Source organism: Salinicola sp. 4072 (genome assembly GCF_036663415.1).
Classification (GTDB): domain Bacteria; phylum Pseudomonadota; class Gammaproteobacteria; order Pseudomonadales; family Halomonadaceae; genus Salinicola; species Salinicola salarius_A.
Window position 1 is genome coordinate 1 of sequence record NZ_JAXOVV010000009.1, and the last position, 17,595, is coordinate 17,595.

The following is a 17,595-nucleotide window of genomic DNA, read 5'->3' on the forward strand; positions in this document are numbered from 1 at the left end:
AGGTGGATAGGCTTTCACCCATAGCGGATGGCTCTCTTGGTTCAGATTCTTGGCGGAACACACTGAATTTTCAAGAGAATACCATCCGCTATCTTCGTTTTCGGGCCGGCCTCATGAATAAGCCGGGTTCAGGGCTGCGTACCAATCCGGCTAAAGATATTTGTATAGAAAATGGAGTTTGGGTTGCAGAAGATGTTTATATCTATAAAGGTGCAACAATAGGCGCCGGGACCATTGTGGGTGCTAGGGCAACTGTTACCGGAAAATTACCGGCTAACTCGCTCTGCCTAGGTACACCTGCAAAAGCAGTCAGAAGTGGCGTGACATGGCAGGACGAGCCCTTGGCTACTTTCAAGAAAGATAAATCGGAATGTCAAGAGCTAGCGTAGTTCGCTTGCCCAAGCAAGACTGAGTTGATGTCTAGCGAGAGCTTTCTATCGATGTGATGGAATGTTACGCCAAGCGTTTTTGATGATTTTTGGTGTTGGCGTGTGATTTATTGCAATGGGAAGCTTTTGTAATATGGTTTTTGGTTGTGGTCTCAGCTAACCTTGACCAAGGTTGAAGCTTGGTAGCTATTAGATAAGTTCCATATGGAGGGCATTGTGCTAATCGTGGGGTTTCTAACAGTACAATACTGAGATGTGGTCGTTCGAGGATTTGGAGCCTCCAGTAGAGTACCAGACACCTATTGTCGGCTTCCAAAGCCACTTCCGTTAGAATGAGTGCTTTACCCAATGGGAATTCGGTCAACCCCATGAAGCATTCTCTGCCAGAGCAGCCTCGACACATCGGCATCCTGCGCCTTTCCGCGCTGGGCGATGTCTGCAATCTGGTCCCCACGGTGCGTGCCTTGCAGCGCCAGTGGCCCGAGGCGCGCATTACCTGGATCGTCGGCAAGGCCGAGTACAGCCTGCTGGATGGGCTCGATGGCGTCGAGCTGGTGGTCTACGACAAGGCTACCGGTTTTGCCGGCATGCGCGAGATATGGCGCCAGCTCGCGGACGTGCGTTTCGACGTGCTGTTGCACATGCAGCAGGCGCTGCGGGCCAGCGTGCTGTCGCTGGGCCTCAAATGCGATGTCCGCGTGGGTTACGACAAGGCGCGGGCCAAGGACTGGCAGCACTGGTTCACGCATCGCCAGCTGGCGCCGCATCCACGGGCGCATGTGCTCGAGTCCTTCATGGATTTCGCACGGCTGCTGGGCGTCGAGGATACGCGCCTCGACTGGTCGCTGCCGGTGCCGGAATCTGCCTATGACGAAGCCCGCCAGTTGACCGGCGATCGGTCCTACCTGGTCATCAGCCCCTGTGCCAATCCGCGCCTGCGCAATTTCCGCAACTGGTCGGCGGAGGGCTATGCCGCGGTCATCGAGCACGCCTGGCAGCGCCATGGTCTGAGAACCGTGATGAGCGGTGGCGGCAGCCCGCAGGAGCGCGACATGGGCGAGCAGATCCGGCGCTTGTGCCCCGATGTCGAGATCATCGACGCCATCGGCCGCACCTCGCTCAAGGGCTTGCTGGCCCTGCTCGATCGTGCTCGCGTGGTGATCGCGCCGGACTCCGGCCCGGTTCACATGGCCAATGCGCTCGGCACACCGACGCTGGGACTGTACGCCACCACCAACCCGGATCGTGCGGCGCCGTATCTGTGGCGGGACCATGTGGTCAATCGCTACCCTGATGCCGTTCGCTGTTATCTGAAAAAGCCCATCGAGGCCGTCAACTGGGGTACACGTGTGCGCCACGCCGATGCCATGGCATTGATCACGCTGGACGACGTGGTCGAGCATCTGGATCGGCTGATAGCCGCAACGAGCGATACTGCCCTTGCCGAAGCCGTAACGGAGCCCCCGCATGAAGATTGATCTGTCGCAACTGGAGCATGCCCGCCTGCTGGTGGTGGGCGATGTCATGCTCGATCGGTATTGGCACGGCGGCACGTCACGTATTTCCCCCGAGGCGCCGGTCCCCGTGGTCAAGGTGGAAGACGCCGACGATCGCCCGGGCGGGGCGGCCAACGTGGCGCTGAACATCGCTTCCCTGGGAGGGCAGGCCAGCCTGGCCGGCGTGGTCGGAGACGATGACAATGCCGGCCACCTCGAGCGCGCGCTGGAATCTGCCAATGTGAGTGCTCACTTGCACCGTAGCGCCGACGTACCGACGATCACCAAGCTGCGCGTCATGAGCCGTAACCAGCAGCTCATCCGCCTCGACTTCGAGTCGCCGCTGTGGAATGTCGATACCACGCCGCTGATCGAGAAGGTCCAGTCAGCGTTGGGTGATGCCGATGTCGTGATCCTGTCCGACTACGGCAAGGGCAGCCTCAACCGGGTCGAGGCGTTGATCGCCGCCGCCCGCGCTGCCGGCAAGCGGGTGCTGGTCGACCCCAAGGGCAGCGATTTCAGCCGCTATCGCGGCGCCAGCGTGATCACCCCCAACCTGACTGAATTCGAGGCGATCGTCGGGCCGTGCGCCGACGATGCCGAACTGGCCGAGAAGGGCGAGCAACTGCGGGCGACACTGGAGCTCGAAGCGCTGCTGGTCACGCGCAGCGAACGCGGCATGACCCTGATCCGCGAAGGTCTCGCGCCGCTGCATCTGCCGACCCATGCCCGCGAAGTCTTCGACGTGACCGGTGCCGGCGATACGGTAATCGGCGTGCTGGGGCTGGCGCTGGCGGCCGGCCACGGCTTCGGCGAGGCGGTGATGCTGGCCAATCTTGCTGCCGGGCTGGTCGTGGCGAAACCCGGCACCGCGGTGCTCTCGGTGGCGGAGCTCTACACCGCGCTTCATGGCGACAGCCTCGCCGAGTATGGCGTCATCGAGGAAAAGTCGCTCATCGGCGCGGTGCGTGCGGCTCAGGCAAGAGGCGAGCGCGTGGTGATGACCAACGGCTGCTTCGACATCCTGCACGCCGGCCACGTGGCGTATCTGGAGCAGGCCAAGCGCCTGGGCGATCGCCTGATCGTCGCGGTCAACGACGACGCCTCGGTGGCGCGGCTCAAGGGGCCCAAGCGGCCCATCAACACCCTGGCGCGCCGGGCCCAGGTGCTGGCGGGGCTGGCGGCGGTGGACTGGGTGGTTCCCTTCAGCGAGGACACGCCGGCGCGGCTGATCGAGGCGATCCTGCCGGACCGGTTGGTCAAGGGCGGCGACTATCGGCCCGAGGATATCGCCGGTGGCGAAGCGGTCATCGCCAACGGCGGTGAAGTGCTGGTGCTGGGCTTCGAGGATGGCGTGTCGACCACCACCATGATCGACACCATTCTCGATCGCGAGCGCTGAGCCGCGGTGCGTTCCCGTTCCGGACGATCGTCGCGACTCGCGCGCTGGCTCTACTCGTTGACGATCACGCTGCTGTCGCCCCTGATATGGTGGCGGGTATGGCGTGAGTGGGCGCCCACTCACAGGCGCCGAGAACGCCTGGGTTTCATCCAGGTCAGCGGGAGCCGACCGCGTCTCTGGCTGCACGCAGCCTCGGTGGGGGAAGTCGTCACGGCAACGCCTCTGATTCGGGCGTTGCTGGAGGACCACCCGGATCACGATCTCGTCATCACGACCATGACTGCCACGGGTGCCGAACGTGTCCGACAGACGTTCGGCGATCGAGTTGCTCACCATTTTCTCCCGCTGGACTTTCCCGGCAGTGCGCGACGCTTCGTCACGCGATTGAATCCTCGGCTCGCGATCATCGCCGAGACCGAGCTCTGGCCCAATCTGCTGGCGGCCTGTCACCGGCGGAACGTGCCGGTGGTGGTCGCCAACGGCCGCTTGAGTGCGGGCGCCTTTCGCCTCTACCAGCGCTTCGGCGCGCTGAGCCGAGGCATGCTCGAGACGATCGCCTGGATCGGTGCCAAGTCGGCGCTGGATGCGGATCGTTTCGTCGAGTTGGGAGCGCCATCGGCGCGAGTGGCCGTCACCGGGGCATTGAAGTTCGATCTCGACGTGGACGAAGCGACTCGACAGGCCAGCCGGCAACTGCGGGCAAGCTGGGGGCCGCGGCCGGTCTGGATCGCAGGCTCCACCCATCCGGGCGAGGAGGAGCAGGTGTTGATCGCTCACGGCGTGCTCAGGCGTCGCTTTCCGGACGCGCTGTTGATCCTTGTGCCTCGTCACCCGCAGCGTTTCGACGAAGTGAATGCTCACTGTCTCGAGGCGGGCGAACGGGTCCAGCGTCTGAGCGCCGGCTCCGCGCTGACCGCTTCGACGACCCTGCTGCTGGGCGATACCATGGGCGATCTGATGAAGCTCTACGGCTGCGCGGATGTCGCTTTCGTGGGCGGATCGCTCACGCCGGTCGGCGGGCACAACCTGCTCGAGCCGGCGGCACTGGGCGTTGCCGTGGTCAGCGGCCCCCATCTGGATAACCTGCGCGAAATTGCCGATACCCTGGCGCAGAGCGATGCGCGGGTTCAGGTCGAAAACGGTCAGGCGCTGGGAGAGACCCTCGTGGCCCTGCTGAGCGACGACGCGCGTCGACACGAGCTGGGCGAAGCGGGGCGAGCGGTCGTGGCCGCCAATCGCGGTGCGTTGGCGCGAACCCGAGCAAAGATCGCTGCACTTCTGAACGATTCGTAACGTTATCCAGGGGAATCACCGAAGGCTTGGTCTGTCAGAAAAAAGCTCGGCCTGTCAGAAGCGTGTCAGATATGACTGCGACACTCTTCCCAGGGCTCGGACCTTTTGGCTGATGGATGTTCTCGTATGGATATTCGCCATGGTTCATGGAAGGCACGCTCGAGCCCTATGTCCACTATGTGCCGCTGGCCGATGACTGCAGCGATCTGGAAGCCAAGATGGATTACTACACCGCTCATCCCGACGAGGCGGAGGCGATCGTGCGCAATGCCAACGCGCACGTGGCACAGTTTCTCGATCTGCATCGCGAAAGGCTGATTTCGCTGCTGGTGATGCAGAAGTACTTCGTGCTTTCCGGTCAGCTCGCCGCTGAGCCTTCGCCGCTACGGCTGGACTCGGGGTTCAGCGCCAGTGCGGCAAGAAACAACTGGGCGTGACGATCCGACAGCGCCTCGAGATCGCGGTCGTATCCCCCGCCGATGACCCCCGCGACGGGAATGCCCAGGTCGCGACACCGCGCGAGGACGAACCGGTCCCGGCGGAAGAGCCCCTCGGTACTCAGCGAAAAATGCCCCAGCCGATCACCGGCGTGCACATCGGCGCCGGCGTCGAACAGCACGAACTGCGGTCGGAAATCGCTCAGGAGCGGATCGAGCTCCCGCGCGAGGCAGCGCAGGTAGGCGTCGTCGCCGGTCCCCCTGGGTAGCGCGACGTCGCGATCGCCCTGGACTTTCTCGAAGGGGAAGTTGGCCTCGCCATGGATCGAGAACGTGAAGACTCTCGGTTCGTGGCGGAAGATCCAGGCGGTGCCGTCGCCCTGATGGACATCGCAGTCGACGATCAGGATCCGCTCGAAACGATGTTCGGCCAGCAGGTCATGTGCCGCGACCGCCAGGTCGTTGAGCAGACAGTAGCCGCTGGCACGATCGGCATAGGCGTGATGGGTGCCGCCAGCGCTGTTGAGCGCCAGGCCGGTTTCCAGTGCCGTCGCCACGGTGGCCAGTGTGCCGCCGACTTCCAGCAGCGTTCGTTCGACCAGCGCCGGCGACCATGGGAAGCCGCTGGGCGTGCGCCGGGTGGTGGCGATTTCACCCAGATAGAATTGCTGCAGGTAGTCTAAGGTATGAGTGCGCAGTAGCGCTTTACTACTTGCCGGGCGCGGCGTTATCCAGCGGACGTTTTCGCGGGCATCGAACCCCAGCGCCGACAGGCGCTCCCGCAGGGCGCGGAACTTCGCCATCGGGAACGGGTGACGCTCGGGCCATTCGCAGCTGTAACCGGGGTGGTGGATGATCGGCAGGGTCACGATATCTCCTATGGGTGCGGCGACCGGTCTCTGGCGACGATGCGGGAATTCGCTACGCTAGAGGCTGTTGACGTTTCAGCACGAATCGCGTTGCTGCGTGAAAAACGTCAACAGACCCTATGGAAAGATCCCTTCCGCTGCGAGTGTGATGTGATGCGAATTACGGTCTACAGTGCCCAGCCCTACGATCGTCACTTCTTCGACGAGATCCGAGAGTCCCGGTTTACCGATGCCGGCTTCGAGTGGCTCTATCAGGCGGCCAGCCTCGATGCCGGTACCGTGGCGCTGGCGGAAGGCAGCGATGCCGTCTGCGTGTTCGTCAACGATTGCCTCGATGCCGAGGTGATCGAGGCACTGGCCGCGCTGGGCATCCGGGCCATCGTGCTGCGCTGCGCCGGCTTCAGCAATGTCGATCTCGAAGCCGCTCATCGGCTGGGCCTGTTCGTGGCGCGCGTGCCCGCCTACTCGCCGGAAGCGGTGGCCGAGCACGCGCTGGCGATGATCATGACGCTGAATCGCAAGACCCACCGGGCGTTCAATCGCGTGCGCGAGGGCAATTTCGCCCTCGATGGCCTGCTGGGCGTGACGCTCCACGGCAAGACGGCGGGCGTGGTCGGCACCGGTCGCATCGGCCTTTGCATGGCGCGCATTCTCAAGGGGCTCGGCTGCGAAGTGCTGGGCTACGACCCCTATCCGAGCGACGCCTTTCCTGCCTACGGGGAGATGGTGCCGCTGGAAGCCCTGCTGGCCCGCTCCGATATCGTCTCGCTGCACTGCCCGTTGACAGAGCAGACGCATCACCTGATCGACGCCGACGCGCTGGCGGCGATGAAGCCCGGCGCGATGCTGGTCAATACCTCGCGCGGAGCGTTGATCGACACGCCGGCGGTGATCGCCGCGCTCAAGTCGCGTCAGCTGGGCGCGCTGGCCATCGATGTCTACGAGCAGGAGAGCGAGCTGTTCTTCCGCGACCATTCGGCGGAGATCATCGACGACGATATCTTCGCCCGCCTGACGAGCTTCCCCAACGTGCTGATCACCGGCCACCAGGGCTTCTTTACCGTCGAAGCGCTGCGCGAGATCGCGCAGGTGACCTGCGCCAACCTGGTCGCCTTCGCCGAAGGCATCGAATGCCCCAATCGGCTCTAGGGCAACCATAGGGCGGCCATAGGGTAGCTATAAGGCAACAATAGGGCAGCTATCCGGACTCGGGGCTGCCCGACGCTCACTCAAGAAAGGCCATCACGCTTCGAGCAGGTTCACGGCCAGGCGGACGAAGTCCACCGAGGACAGGATGCCGACCAGGCGCCCGTCGTCGACGACAGGCAGGGCGCCTTGTCTATGGCACAGCAGCTGCTGGCCTGCCTCGATGAGAGGCGTATCGACGGGCAGCGTCAGAAAATCCTGATGGATGACATCCGCAAGTGGCACCTGCTTCAGATAATGGTCCAGGCGGTGCGTGCCATGGTCATTGGCAATCCGCAAGGCTTCCCGCAGCACGACCTTCTGGTCGAGCAAGCCTGCCAACTGGTCCTGTTCGTCCAGCACCGGCACATGACGTATCTTGTGCTCCCGCATCAACTCATTGCCGTCGAAAAGCGTTTGTTCCAGACGCAATGTCACGACATCGTGGCTCATGATGTCGGCTACCGAGTCGAGTTTGGCGGTCGTCATATGGGTGGTCCTCTGATCGAAGTCGGGCCTGAAGGACCAGACCCCTCAGGCAGTCACGCCATCGATATCGACGATGGCCAGGACGACGGAACCAGTATTCGAATGCCACGCCCCGGATCGAGTCCCGAGCCGGACCTGGCCGAGACCGGGTTGATCAACACAAGGCCGATCAACACAAGGTCGGTCGAACCGGGGCTGCCGGAGCACGAGGATACTGGCCGTCGCCAGTATATCGGCCGGGAGGGACAGAATTTGATCCGTGCGACTTTGATTCTGCGCCGCTTTGATTCTGTGTCGCTTTGATCCTGTGTCGCCTAGTCCCTGGCAACATGTCCGGCCTCCGGGTATCGACGGTCTCAGCGGGTGAAGCGCTCGACGCCGTTTGCGCCACCGAGCAGCAGCACGTCGGCCGGGCGGCGGGCGAACAGGCCGTTGGTGACCACGCCGACGATGGCATCCAGCGCGGCTTCCATCGCTTCCGGCTCGTCGAACAGCTTGTCGTAGCCGTCGAGGATGCGGTTGCCGTTGTCGGTCAGCACGCCGTCCCGATAGACCGGGGTGATGCCCAGCTTGACCATCTCGCGGGCAACGTAGGAGCGCGCCATGGGAATGACTTCGACCGGCAGCGGGAATCCGCCCAGCACCTCTACCCGCTTGCTGGCATCGGCGATGCAGATGAAGCGCTCGGCGCAGGCGGCGACGATCTTCTCGCGCGTCAGCGCCGCGCCGCCGCCCTTGATCATGCGCAGCCCGGCGTCGATCTCGTCGGCGCCATCGACATAGACCGGCACCGTACCGACATGGTTGAGCTCGAGCACGTCGATGCCGTGAGACTTCAGCCGTGCGGCGGTCGCTTCCGAGCTGGCCACCGCGCCGCGAAAATCGTGCCGACGCGTCGCCAGCAGATCGATGAAGTGATTGGCCGTGGAGCCCGTGCCCACGCCGATCACCGCGTCGGGCGTCAGAAGGTTGTCAATGTCTTCGAGGGCAGCAGCGGCGACGGCGTGCTTGAGATCGTCCTGAGTCATGTCGGTTCCGGCAGGCTGAAAGGAAGTTCGAGGCATTCGCTCGGCCGATAGTATAGGGCAAGCGGCTATCGCTGCCGATGGCGCTGGACGCTCGGGGCTGGCGTCTGCTAACAATACGGGTCCACTATAACCCGCCGTTTTCGAGGCGGGAGCGCTGCACCCCAGCTGTTCGCCAGGACATACCCGAATGCAACTCGAAGATATCGTCAAGAAGATCCTCCAGGCTCGCGTCTACGAGGCGGCCCGGGAGACCCCGATTTCCCCGCTACCTGCCCTTTCTCGCCGCTTCTCCAACCGTATTCTGATCAAGCGCGAAGACCTGCAGCCGGTCTTTTCGTTCAAGATTCGCGGCGCCTACAACAAGATGGCGCAGTTGAACGACGAGCAGAAGGCCAAGGGCGTGATCGCCGCCTCCGCCGGTAACCACGCCCAGGGCTTGGCGATGGCGGCGAAGCAGATGGGGGTCAAGGCCATCATCGTGATGCCCCGTGTCACGCCGGACATCAAGGTGTCCGCGGTGCGTGGCTGGGGGGCCAAGGTGGTGCTCCGGGGCGATGCCTTCGGCGAAGCGTTGAGCCACGCCCGGGAGCTGATCGCCGAGCATGGCTATACCTACATTCCGCCCTACGACGATTTCGATGTGATCGCCGGCCAGGGCACCGTGGCGATGGAGATTCTGCGCCAGCACTCCGGCCCGCTCGATGCAATCTTCGTGCCGGTGGGCGGCGGTGGTCTGCTCGCCGGTGTCGCGGCCTACATCAAGTATCTGCGCCCGGAGGTCAAGGTGTTCGGCGTCGAGGCCGAAGACTCCGCCTGCCTCAAGGCGGCATTGGAAGCCGGGGAGCGGGTGACGCTGGATCAGGTCGGCGTGTTTGCCGAAGGGGTCGCGGTGGCCCAGATCGGCGAGGCGCCGTTCGAGATCCTGCGCCATCACGTCGATGGCGTGATCACGGTCAACACCGATGAGATGTGTGCCGCGGTCAAGGATATCTTCGACGACACGCGGGCCGTGTCGGAGACCTCCGGCGCGCTCTCGCTGGCGGGGTTGAAGAAGTACGTGCAGCAGACCCAGGCGCGGGATCAGGCGCTGATGTGCATCAATTCCGGCGCCAACATCAATTTCGACCGCCTGCAGCACGTCGCCGAGCGTACCGAGCTGGGCGAGCAGCGCGAGGCGATTCTGGCGGTGCAGATTCCCGAGCGGCCGGGCAGCTTCAAGCAGTTCTGCCGCGTGATCGGCCGGCGGATGGTCACCGAGTTCAACTATCGCTACGCCGATCCCGAAGGCGCGCACATCTTCGTCGGCGTGCAGGTCAAGCCGGGCGGGGAGGATCGCGAAGAGGTCATCCGCCGGCTGCGCGAGGCGGACTATCCGGTCGAGGATCTCACCGACAATGAGCTGGCCAAGCTCCATATTCGCCATCTGGGCGGCGGTCGGCCCCGGGAACGCTTCGAGGAAGAGGTCTATCGCTTCGAGTTCCCCGAACGCCCCGGAGCGCTGATGAACTTCCTCACCCACCTGCCGGCGGACTGGAACATCTCGCTGTTCCACTATCGCAACCACGGTGCCGCCTACGGCCGGGTGCTGGTGGGGTTGCAGATGCCCAATGGCGATCGCGCCCATGCCGAGGAGCATTTCGATCGCATCGGCTACCGTTACTGGAAAGAGACCGACAATACGGCCTATCAGTTGTTCATGGCGTAGACCTGAGCGAGCGGCGTCACAAAAGGCTGAAATGGACGCTAAAAGTGCCTGAAACCGGCCTCAACCTTTTTGTGTAAATGTCGATACTGTTGGGTAACGAAAAAGGTGTCATCTGGGCCGGAAACGCTCTTGTCAAGATTTTGGCCTGACCCTATAGTCGTGCGCGTCGCTGCGGGGGGCAGCGGCCGAACCCAACGCAGCGGAGTCGACATGAAACGCAAGCCCGACTTGGTAATGGCATTGGTATTGATCTTCGGTGTCGGCGTGGTGGCAACGGGCTACGCGCAGACATTGCTGGGCGCCTGAGACCCGTAGTCATGCGGGATCGTCTGGCACAGGCAGCCAGGCTGTCACCGGGTGACGCAGCAAATGAAGCCAATGGGGTGTGGCTGACAACGGCCGGTAGCGGAAACGCTGCCGGCCGTTGTCGTTTGCGGGGTCGGCCAGGCCTCTTGAGCGTCACCGTTCATTAACGTCTTGGCTTGACGATCCGCTGGTCGCTGACGATCGCATCCAGCGGCACATCCCAACTGGCCACGGGAAGCGAGCCGACGCGCTGGCAGTCGTGGGCGAGCCCGATCAGCCGAGGGCTGGGGCGCCGGTGACGAACGAAGGCAAAGGTGCGGTCGTAGAAACCGCCCCCCATGCCGATCCGCTGGCCGTCGTCGTCGAATCCCACCAACGGCAGCAGAACCGTATCCAGCGCCCAGGCCGGCAACCGGTTGGCGCGATGGGCGCCGAAGCGGGTATCCGGCTCGGCGATGCCGAAGCGATTTCGCGTCATCCGCGTGCCGGCGTGATAGCGCACGAACCACAGCCGGTTGTCGGATAGCGGGCGCAGTACCGGGAGATAGACCTGGGCTCGGCGGGCAACCAGCCAGTCGATCAGCGGTCGCGGATCGATCTCGCCATCGTTGGGCAGATACAGCGCCACGCGCCGGGCGCGCTGCAGCTCGGGCAGGCCTCTGAGACGGCGACAGAGTTCGCGGGAAGCCAGGCGTCGTTGATGCGGGGTCAGGGCGCGTCGGCGTCGACGCAGTTCGCGACGCAGCTCGCGTCTATCGAGGCTGCCACCGACGTTCGACTCGCCGATCGGCGATGTCGTGGCGGTCCTGGCAGATTCGGTGGTGATCGTTGCGGTAGTCATCTTGAACGACAAGAGAGTTCCCCAGAGTGCCGCTGTCATTCTGGCCCTGAACCTATTGGTTCAAGGTGGGTGGCCGCAGGCAAGCCTTCAGGCTTTCCGTCGCGCGGACATGCACACGGGCCTGCCTAGCATTTGGCCCCCTGGGTACTGCGCATAGGCTCGAGGGACTTGTAATGACTGGCGCACACTCCAGGAAACCCCACTATCGTAGCAGAGCGACCCTTTTTGCCCAATGACGGATTGAGGTACTCGGGAAAGTTTTAGGAGAAAGTTTCAGGGGGAAGGGGTCTTCTGACCGGGTTCGCCCGCCTTGGCCAGCGCGCGTTCGAGCCTCTCGCTCAGGTCGCTCAGGCTCTGTTCGCCGGCGCGATGGGAGTCCAGCGCCGTCAGCAGCTCATGGGTGATATTGAGTGCCGCCATGATTGCGATCTTCTCGGCGCCCAGCACCTTGCCGCGGGCATGGATGCCGTGCATGGCGCGGTCCAGATAGCGAGCCGAGCGTTTCAGCTGCTCCTGCTCTTCCGGCGGGCAAGCGATCACGTAGGATTTGCCCAGCAGGGTGACTTCGGTCGTCGGGCGAGGCGTGTCGCTCATGATGTCGCTCCGGGGTGGGCGGTGAAGATCGATGCGGTAAGATGGCAGGCATTCGCATCGCGGGCCGAGCGGCCATCGCCAGGATTCGGCACGCTGCCTGCAGTCGGTGATCGGCCAGGCCGGGAACAGGCTCGAAGCCCCAGCCGCTTGCCACCGCGATTGATCCGTCACTATAGAGAGCCGATTATGGGCGGTCAACGCGACGCGCAGCCTCGGCTGCCGCGCTGCTTGCCTGTAAACGCTCGCGATCACCAATCATGGATGCCGACATGTCGATCATCAACGACCAGCTCGATTTTTCCACCGTCGCCAATGTCTTTCTCGTGCATGGCAGCCTGCAGTCACCGGCGTTTCTCGACGGGCGTCTGTGCGCCGAGCTGGGCCTGCACGATGTGAGCGCGGAGGGCTGGCTGGAAGAAGTCTGCCTGGCGCTCAACGTCGAGCAGCCGGAAAGCCGCGAGGATGCCGACGTCCTGTTGGGCTGGCGTCGTCAGACGCTGGACGCCCTGTCTGCCGCCGAGCTCAATTTCGAACCGCTGCTGCCGGACGAGCTGTTTGCGCTCTCCGAGCGGGCCCAGGGCCTCAAGGAGTGGACGCAAGGCTTTCTCGAAGTCGTCAACGAAGTGGATGGCGAGACCTACGAGGGCTGGTCATCGCCCCTGAAGGAAGCGCTGGAGGATCTCGGCCAGCTGTCGGCGATCGATGTCGATATCGCCGACGACCCCGAGAACGAGAACGACCTCTTTGCGCTGACCGAGCACGCCCGCATGGCGGCGATGCTGCTCTATACCGAGCAGCACCCCGGCGCACCCCAGGTGGAACAGCCGGAGGACGAGCAGGCCGAGACCGAAGCTGGCAAGGCCGCCGCCAATGACGGTGAAACGCCGCCGTCGCTGCATTGAAGTCGCTCGCGCCTCGGCATCCGTTGCCCGAGGCGTGACGTCGAACAACGCCCACATTCCAGGCGTCTCCTTCGGATTCGAGGCGCAATGATCAAGGAGAACGCATGTTACCCGAGCCGTTACCGCGCCCCGCGGCGATCTCGACGGAAGAGTTTGCCGCCCGCCGCGAGCGCCTGATGGCGGAGCTGCCGGAAGGCAGCGCCGTGCTGCTGCCGGGCGCCGCGCTCAAGACGCGCAACCACGACAGCGAATACCCGTTTCGTCAGAACAGCGATTTTCACTATCTCTGCGGTTTTCCCGAGCCCGACGCGCTGCTGCTGCTGTTGCCCGGCCGTGAAGCCGGCGAAGCCATTCTCTACTGCCAGGAGAAGGATCCCGAAAAGGAGGCCTGGACCGGCATTCGCATCGGCCCCGAAGGTGCCGTGAGCGACTACGGCATGGATGAGGCTTTCGACAATACCCAGCGCCACAACCTGACCGAGCTGCTGGACGGCCGGCAGACCCTCTACCTGCCGCTGGCGGATACCGTCGCCATGGGCATCGCCGAGAGCGTGCGCAGCCAATTGAGCGCACGAGCGCGGCGCGGGGCGATTGCTCCCACCCGATTCGCCGATGTCAGCGCCCTGATCCATGAACTTCGCCTGACCAAGAGCGAGGCCGAGCTGGCGCTGATGCGGCATGCGGCACACATCAGCGCGCTGGCGCATCGCCGCGCCATGCGTGCCAGCCGCCCGGGCCGCTTCGAGTATCAGCTGCAGGCCGAGATCGAGCACGAATTCGTCTGGCACGGCGCCCGGGCGCCCGCCTACGGCACCATCGTCGGTGGCGGGGCCAACGCCTGCGTGCTGCACTACATCGAGAACGCCGCGCCGCTCGAGGATAGCGATCTGGTGCTGATCGACGCCGGTGGCGAGTTCGATCTCTACGCTGGCGACATCACCCGCACGTTCCCGGTCAACGGTTGTTTCAGTGAGGCCCAGCGAGCGCTCTACGACATCGTGCTGGCGGCCGAGGAGCGTGCCGTGGCCGCGGTGAAGCCCGGCGCCACGCTGGATGCCATCCATCAGGGCGTGGTGCGCGATCTCACCGCGGGCCTGATCGAGCTCGGACTGCTGGAAGGCGAGCTGGAGGCCTGCATCGAGTCCCAGCGTTACAAGCGCTTCTATCTTCACTCGACCTCGCACTGGCTGGGGCTCGACGTTCATGACGTCGGCAGCTATCGGGTCGATGGCGAGCCCCGGCCACTGGAACCGGGCATGGTGCTGACGATCGAGCCTGGGCTGTACATCCCTGATGCCGAAGACATTCCGACGGCCTATCGCGGCATCGGCATTCGAATCGAGGACGACGTGGTCGTCACCGAGGCCGGCGGCGAGGTGCTGACCTCGCAGGTGCCCAAGGCGGCGGATGACATCGAAGCGCTGATACAAGGCCAGGTTTGATCGTTTTTTGATCAGTCGCGAATATGCCTCGAAAATTACGTAACCGGTGTAAACGGCCTGTAGGCCACGTGATTAGAGGCTTTTGAATTCCAATCGTAATGGAGAGGCTGGCGCAGATGTCTCAAACGCAGCAAGCAACCACGGTCGACGTGGCGATCATCGGCGGCGGGCTCGTGGGTGCCAGTCTAGCCTGTGCGCTGGGTGGCTTGATCGAAGCGGAACGAGCGCGTGCGGATGAACGGGCGCCGCTGCGTGTCGCGATCATCGAACCCCAGCCGCTGCCCAGCGCCGGCGAAGCCAATGCCTACCAACCCAGTTTCGATGCTCGTGCCAGCGCGATCGCCTACGGTTCGCGGCGCCACTTCGAGCGGCTGGGTGTCTGGTCGGCGATGGCGACGGAAGCAGCGCCGATTCGGCATATCCATGTCAGCGAGCGCGGTCACCTGGGCGCGGCACGGCTCCACGCCGACGAGCTCGACGTCGAGGCGCTGGGCTATGTCATCCCCAACGCCTGGATGGGACGGACGCTGCATGCGCGTCTCGATTCACTGCCGATCGACTGGCACTGCCCGGCACGTGTCGAATCGCTCGAGGCCGAACGTGGCGGCTATCGTCTCGCGCTCGATACCGGCGAGATCATCCATGCCGGCCTGACCGTGCTGGCCGATGGCGGCCGTGGCGGCTTCAAGGAGCGCCTGGGCATCGAGAGCGAGCATCATCCGTACGAACAGACTGCATTGATCGCCAATATCGAAGTCAGCCAGGCACACGATGGCTGGGCGTTCGAACGCTTCACGCGGGAAGGGCCGATGGCGCTGCTGCCGCTCGCCGGCCGCCGGATGGAGCTGGTCTGGACCCATCGGCAAGGCGAGGTGGAAAAGACGCTGGCGCTTTCCGATCGCGTGTTTCTCGAGCGTTTGCAGCAGGCGTTCGGCGACCGCGCGGGGCGCTTCCGCCGTGTAGGACAGCGGCACAGCTATCCGCTGTCCCTGGTCACGGCACGGGAGACGACCCGCCCGCATCTCGCCATACTGGGCAACGCCGCCCATGCGCTGCATCCGGTCGCCGGTCAGGGGTTCAACCTGGCGCTGCGTGGCGTCATGGACCTGGCGGCCGCCATCGAGTCGGCACGCGCGGAAAGCCGTTCCGCCGGCGATCCCGAGACGTTGGAAGAATTCGAGGCCGCGCGGGCGGCCGATACCCGGCAGATCGTGCGCTTCAGCGACGGTCTGATCCGCCTTTTCGGCATAGATCATGGTGCGTTGGGCCATGCCCGCGCCGCGGGGCTGGTCGGGCTCAACGCGCTGGGGCCGCTGCGCCGGACGCTGGCAAGGCGCGCGATGGGGATCGAACGGTAGGAAACACTGCCTAAATGGCTGCGTAGGCGAATCGCTGCGTTACGCGGTGCTGGAGCGCCAGCCCGGTCGGATCCTCACCTATACCCCATAGGCTCCGGTTGCTGCGCTCCGTGCGCCTTGCGTTTCATCCTGCTCGCCGATTGATTCAGCATTTCCGTAGGGAGCCAAAAGATGAAAAAAGATGATAGCGACGTGCTGATCATTGGCGGAGGCATCGTCGGCTCGACACTGGCCCTGCTGCTGGGGGAAGCCGGCTGGCGGGTGACGATCGTCGATGCGGCGTCCGCGCCCGAGATCGACGAAACCCTGGGGCAGGGCAAGCCGGCACTCCGCGTCAGCGCCCTGACCGCCGCATCGCAGCGGCTGCTGACGTCGCTGGATGTCTGGTCCTGGCTGGCAGCGCGTCGGGTGGCGGCCTATCGCGGCATGCAGGTTTGGGATGCCGAGGGCAGCGGCGAGATCGGATTCGATGCCGATGACGTGGGTGTCGACGCGCTTGGGCATATCGTCGAGAACGAGCTATTGCTGGCGGCGCTGGCGCGGCGCCTGCAGGCTTTGCCCAGCGTGGAGCGGCTGTCGAACGTGCGCTTGACCGGCTACGTTCGCGACGCCGGCCAGGCCGTGATCACGATGGACAATGGCGAACAGCGTCGGGCGCCGCTGATCGTCGGGGCCGATGGGGCAAACTCTCCGCTGCGCGGCATGGCGGGAATCCCGGTTCGTGAGCGCGATACCGGTCAGGCCGCCGTGGTCACCACGGTGCGTACCGGCATCGGCCATGGCGGTGTGGCTCGCCAGACGTTTCTTGCCACCGGCCCGCTGGCCTTCCTGCCGCTGATCGTCGAGGGGCGGGACGACCACTGCTCGATCGTGTGGTCGACCACGCCCGGCGAGGCCCGGCGGCTGACGGCGCTGGGCGAGACCGACGAGGGGCGTGTGCAGTTGGGAGTCGAGCTGGCGCGAGGGTTGGGCGGGCGACTGGGCGACGTCGAGGTCATTGATGCCGCACCCCATTTCCCGATTACCCAGCGCCACGCCCAGCGCTACGTCGACGACGGTCTGGCGCTGGTCGGCGATGCCGCCCACAGCCTGCATCCGCTGGCGGGCCAGGGCGTCAATCTCGGGCTGATGGACGCCGCCGTACTCGCCGAGGAGTGGATCCGCGCCCGGCGTCGCGGCGCCCCAGCGGGAGACAGGCGCATTCTGGCCCGTTACGAACGCCGCCGACGTAACGACAACGCGGCCATGCTCGCCGCCATGCAAGGCTTCCAGCGCCTGTTCGGCAGCCAGCAGCCGGCGCTGCGGCTCGCCCGCAACTGGGGGCTTTCCGGTGTCGATCGGCTGATGCCGGTCAAACGGCTGCTGATCCGTCAGGCACTGGGCGAGTACGGCGACCTGCCGGAGCGGTGTCAGGCAACGTCAGCATCATGGGAATTGGCCGAAGACGGAAAGGGCAGGCCATGACGCCTGAGATACGTCATTGTTGTCGACACTGTGTGCTCAGGAGCGTGCGTTACATCGGCAAGAGATACGCCGCTCGGAAGAGGAGTTGCGGCAGTACCTGCATCATGACTTCTTCGAGATTGGCTATTCCGGATGGCAATATACTTTCGAGGATATGCTGGCGGCGGTGGCTGATCCGCCATCGGAGCGCAGGATTTGCGTGGAAGATGAGCGCTGTCTGCGTCTGTCGGAGGATTCAGCACTGCTGCTCTATCGCTCGGCTGAATACTGTCCTGGGCGCAACGGGCTAGAGCGTCGGGCTCATCGCTGTTCGTTGTGGTGGCTAACCCCACGGGGATGGCAACTGCGTTTCCACCAGGGAACACCGATGGAGCGGTGGTAGGTGACTGACTTCC

The 17,595-nt window shown here is 64.1% G+C and carries 16 protein-coding genes, 1 other RNA gene and 1 pseudogene; 12 read left to right on the top strand and 6 right to left on the bottom strand.

The window, feature by feature from the left end; genetic code table 11:
• From R3F72_RS08085 to R3F72_RS08105, 5 genes and pseudogenes are all read left to right on the top strand, one after another.
• Positions 1-389 (top strand): annotated as a pseudogene (locus R3F72_RS08085) (hypothetical protein); the annotation flags it as partial.
• A 368-nt stretch (positions 390-757) separates the two neighbouring features.
• Entirely contained in the window at positions 758-1,867 is a 1,110-nt protein-coding gene (locus tag R3F72_RS08090; RefSeq protein WP_087720636.1) for a glycosyltransferase family 9 protein, read from the top strand.
• On the top strand, positions 1,857-3,287 hold the full coding sequence (gene hldE / locus R3F72_RS08095; RefSeq protein ID WP_332779384.1) for a bifunctional D-glycero-beta-D-manno-heptose-7-phosphate kinase/D-glycero-beta-D-manno-heptose 1-phosphate adenylyltransferase HldE: 1,431 nt from the start codon (positions 1,857-1,859) through the stop codon (positions 3,285-3,287). Before R3F72_RS08090 ends, hldE begins: the two co-directional genes overlap by 11 nt.
• Positions 3,288-3,293: 6 nt before the next feature.
• On the top strand, positions 3,294-4,580 hold the full coding sequence (waaA, locus tag R3F72_RS08100; RefSeq protein ID WP_332779385.1) for a lipid IV(A) 3-deoxy-D-manno-octulosonic acid transferase: 1,287 nt from the start codon (positions 3,294-3,296) through the stop codon (positions 4,578-4,580).
• A 116-nt stretch (positions 4,581-4,696) separates the two neighbouring features.
• Positions 4,697-5,017: a glycosyl transferase family 90 gene (locus R3F72_RS08105; RefSeq protein ID WP_332779386.1), complete on the top strand. Its 321-nt coding sequence runs from the start codon at positions 4,697-4,699 to the stop codon at positions 5,015-5,017.
• Here R3F72_RS08105 and R3F72_RS08110 read toward each other — a convergent pair.
• Complete coding sequence (locus R3F72_RS08110) at positions 4,939-5,886, bottom strand: histone deacetylase family protein (protein WP_332779387.1); 948 nt, start codon at positions 5,884-5,886, stop codon at positions 4,939-4,941. The genes R3F72_RS08105 and R3F72_RS08110 overlap by 79 nt on opposite strands.
• Before the next feature lie 153 nt (positions 5,887-6,039).
• On the opposite strand from R3F72_RS08110, the gene R3F72_RS08115 reads away from it, so the two are divergent.
• The gene (locus R3F72_RS08115; protein ID WP_332779447.1) at positions 6,040-7,035 is read left to right on the top strand and encodes a 2-hydroxyacid dehydrogenase; all 996 of its coding nucleotides are present in this window, start codon (positions 6,040-6,042) and stop codon (positions 7,033-7,035) included.
• Positions 7,036-7,128: 93 nt separating this feature from the next.
• Here R3F72_RS08115 and R3F72_RS08120 read toward each other — a convergent pair whose 3' ends face one another.
• Both R3F72_RS08120 and rpiA read right to left on the bottom strand, forming a co-directional pair.
• Positions 7,129-7,560, bottom strand: a complete 432-nt coding sequence (locus tag R3F72_RS08120; protein ID WP_332779388.1) for a CBS domain-containing protein — start codon at positions 7,558-7,560, stop codon at positions 7,129-7,131.
• Positions 7,561-7,916: 356 nt separating this feature from the next.
• Positions 7,917-8,588, bottom strand: coding sequence for a ribose-5-phosphate isomerase RpiA (gene rpiA, locus R3F72_RS08125; RefSeq protein ID WP_087720629.1), 672 nt, complete (start codon positions 8,586-8,588; stop codon positions 7,917-7,919).
• 187 nt (positions 8,589-8,775) lie between these two features.
• On the opposite strand from rpiA, the gene ilvA reads away from it, so the two are divergent.
• The gene (ilvA, locus tag R3F72_RS08130) at positions 8,776-10,293 is read left to right on the top strand and encodes a threonine ammonia-lyase, biosynthetic (RefSeq protein ID WP_087720628.1); all 1,518 of its coding nucleotides are present in this window, start codon (positions 8,776-8,778) and stop codon (positions 10,291-10,293) included.
• Positions 10,294-10,762: 469 nt separating this feature from the next.
• Here ilvA and R3F72_RS08135 read toward each other — a convergent pair whose 3' ends face one another.
• From R3F72_RS08135 to R3F72_RS08145, 3 genes are all read right to left on the bottom strand, one after another.
• Complete coding sequence (locus R3F72_RS08135) at positions 10,763-11,452, bottom strand: 5-formyltetrahydrofolate cyclo-ligase (protein WP_256961359.1); 690 nt, start codon at positions 11,450-11,452, stop codon at positions 10,763-10,765.
• 2 nt (positions 11,453-11,454) lie between these two features.
• Positions 11,455-11,639, bottom strand: a non-coding RNA gene (ssrS, locus tag R3F72_RS08140) — 6S RNA.
• 74 nt (positions 11,640-11,713) lie between these two features.
• Entirely contained in the window at positions 11,714-12,034 is a 321-nt protein-coding gene (locus R3F72_RS08145; RefSeq protein ID WP_087720627.1) for a cell division protein ZapA, read from the bottom strand.
• A gap of 269 nt (positions 12,035-12,303) precedes the next feature.
• Here R3F72_RS08145 and R3F72_RS08150 point away from each other — a divergent pair, with 269 nt between their 5' ends.
• The 5 genes from R3F72_RS08150 to R3F72_RS18645 all read left to right on the top strand — a co-directional run bounded on the left by R3F72_RS08150 (position 12,304) and on the right by R3F72_RS18645 (position 17,582).
• Complete coding sequence (locus tag R3F72_RS08150) at positions 12,304-12,936, top strand: UPF0149 family protein (RefSeq protein WP_087720639.1); 633 nt, start codon at positions 12,304-12,306, stop codon at positions 12,934-12,936.
• A gap of 104 nt (positions 12,937-13,040) precedes the next feature.
• Complete coding sequence (gene pepP / locus R3F72_RS08155; RefSeq protein ID WP_332779389.1) at positions 13,041-14,378, top strand: Xaa-Pro aminopeptidase; 1,338 nt, start codon at positions 13,041-13,043, stop codon at positions 14,376-14,378.
• A gap of 116 nt (positions 14,379-14,494) precedes the next feature.
• Complete coding sequence (gene ubiH, locus R3F72_RS08160; protein ID WP_332779390.1) at positions 14,495-15,736, top strand: 2-octaprenyl-6-methoxyphenyl hydroxylase; 1,242 nt, start codon at positions 14,495-14,497, stop codon at positions 15,734-15,736.
• Between the two features lie 171 nt (positions 15,737-15,907).
• Positions 15,908-17,200, top strand: coding sequence for a UbiH/UbiF/VisC/COQ6 family ubiquinone biosynthesis hydroxylase (locus R3F72_RS08165; RefSeq protein ID WP_332779391.1), 1,293 nt, complete (start codon positions 15,908-15,910; stop codon positions 17,198-17,200).
• 19 nt (positions 17,201-17,219) lie between these two features.
• The gene (locus R3F72_RS18645; RefSeq protein ID WP_442978340.1) at positions 17,220-17,582 is read left to right on the top strand and encodes a nuclear transport factor 2 family protein; all 363 of its coding nucleotides are present in this window, start codon (positions 17,220-17,222) and stop codon (positions 17,580-17,582) included.
• Positions 17,583-17,595 lie beyond the last annotated feature (13 nt).

Bases quoted from the DNA above. Each gene is read 5' to 3' on its own strand.
- R3F72_RS08090 (WP_087720636.1), top strand. From the start codon at position 758: ATGAAGCATTCTCTGCCAGAGCAGCCTCGACACATCGGCATCCTGCGC.
- hldE (WP_332779384.1), top strand. From the start codon at position 1,857: ATGAAGATTGATCTGTCGCAACTGGAGCATGCCCGCCTGCTGGTGGTG.
- R3F72_RS08105 (WP_332779386.1), top strand. From the start codon at position 4,697: ATGTTCTCGTATGGATATTCGCCATGGTTCATGGAAGGCACGCTCGAG.
- R3F72_RS08115 (WP_332779447.1), top strand. From the start codon at position 6,040: ATGCGAATTACGGTCTACAGTGCCCAGCCCTACGATCGTCACTTCTTC.
- R3F72_RS08120 (WP_332779388.1), bottom strand. From the start codon at position 7,560: ATGACGACCGCCAAACTCGACTCGGTAGCCGACATCATGAGCCACGAT.
- rpiA (WP_087720629.1), bottom strand. From the start codon at position 8,588: ATGACTCAGGACGATCTCAAGCACGCCGTCGCCGCTGCTGCCCTCGAA.
- ilvA (WP_087720628.1), top strand. From the start codon at position 8,776: ATGCAACTCGAAGATATCGTCAAGAAGATCCTCCAGGCTCGCGTCTAC.
- R3F72_RS08145 (WP_087720627.1), bottom strand. From the start codon at position 12,034: ATGAGCGACACGCCTCGCCCGACGACCGAAGTCACCCTGCTGGGCAAA.
- R3F72_RS08150 (WP_087720639.1), top strand. From the start codon at position 12,304: ATGTCGATCATCAACGACCAGCTCGATTTTTCCACCGTCGCCAATGTC.
- pepP (WP_332779389.1), top strand. From the start codon at position 13,041: ATGTTACCCGAGCCGTTACCGCGCCCCGCGGCGATCTCGACGGAAGAG.
- ubiH (WP_332779390.1), top strand. From the start codon at position 14,495: ATGTCTCAAACGCAGCAAGCAACCACGGTCGACGTGGCGATCATCGGC.
- R3F72_RS08165 (WP_332779391.1), top strand. From the start codon at position 15,908: ATGAAAAAAGATGATAGCGACGTGCTGATCATTGGCGGAGGCATCGTC.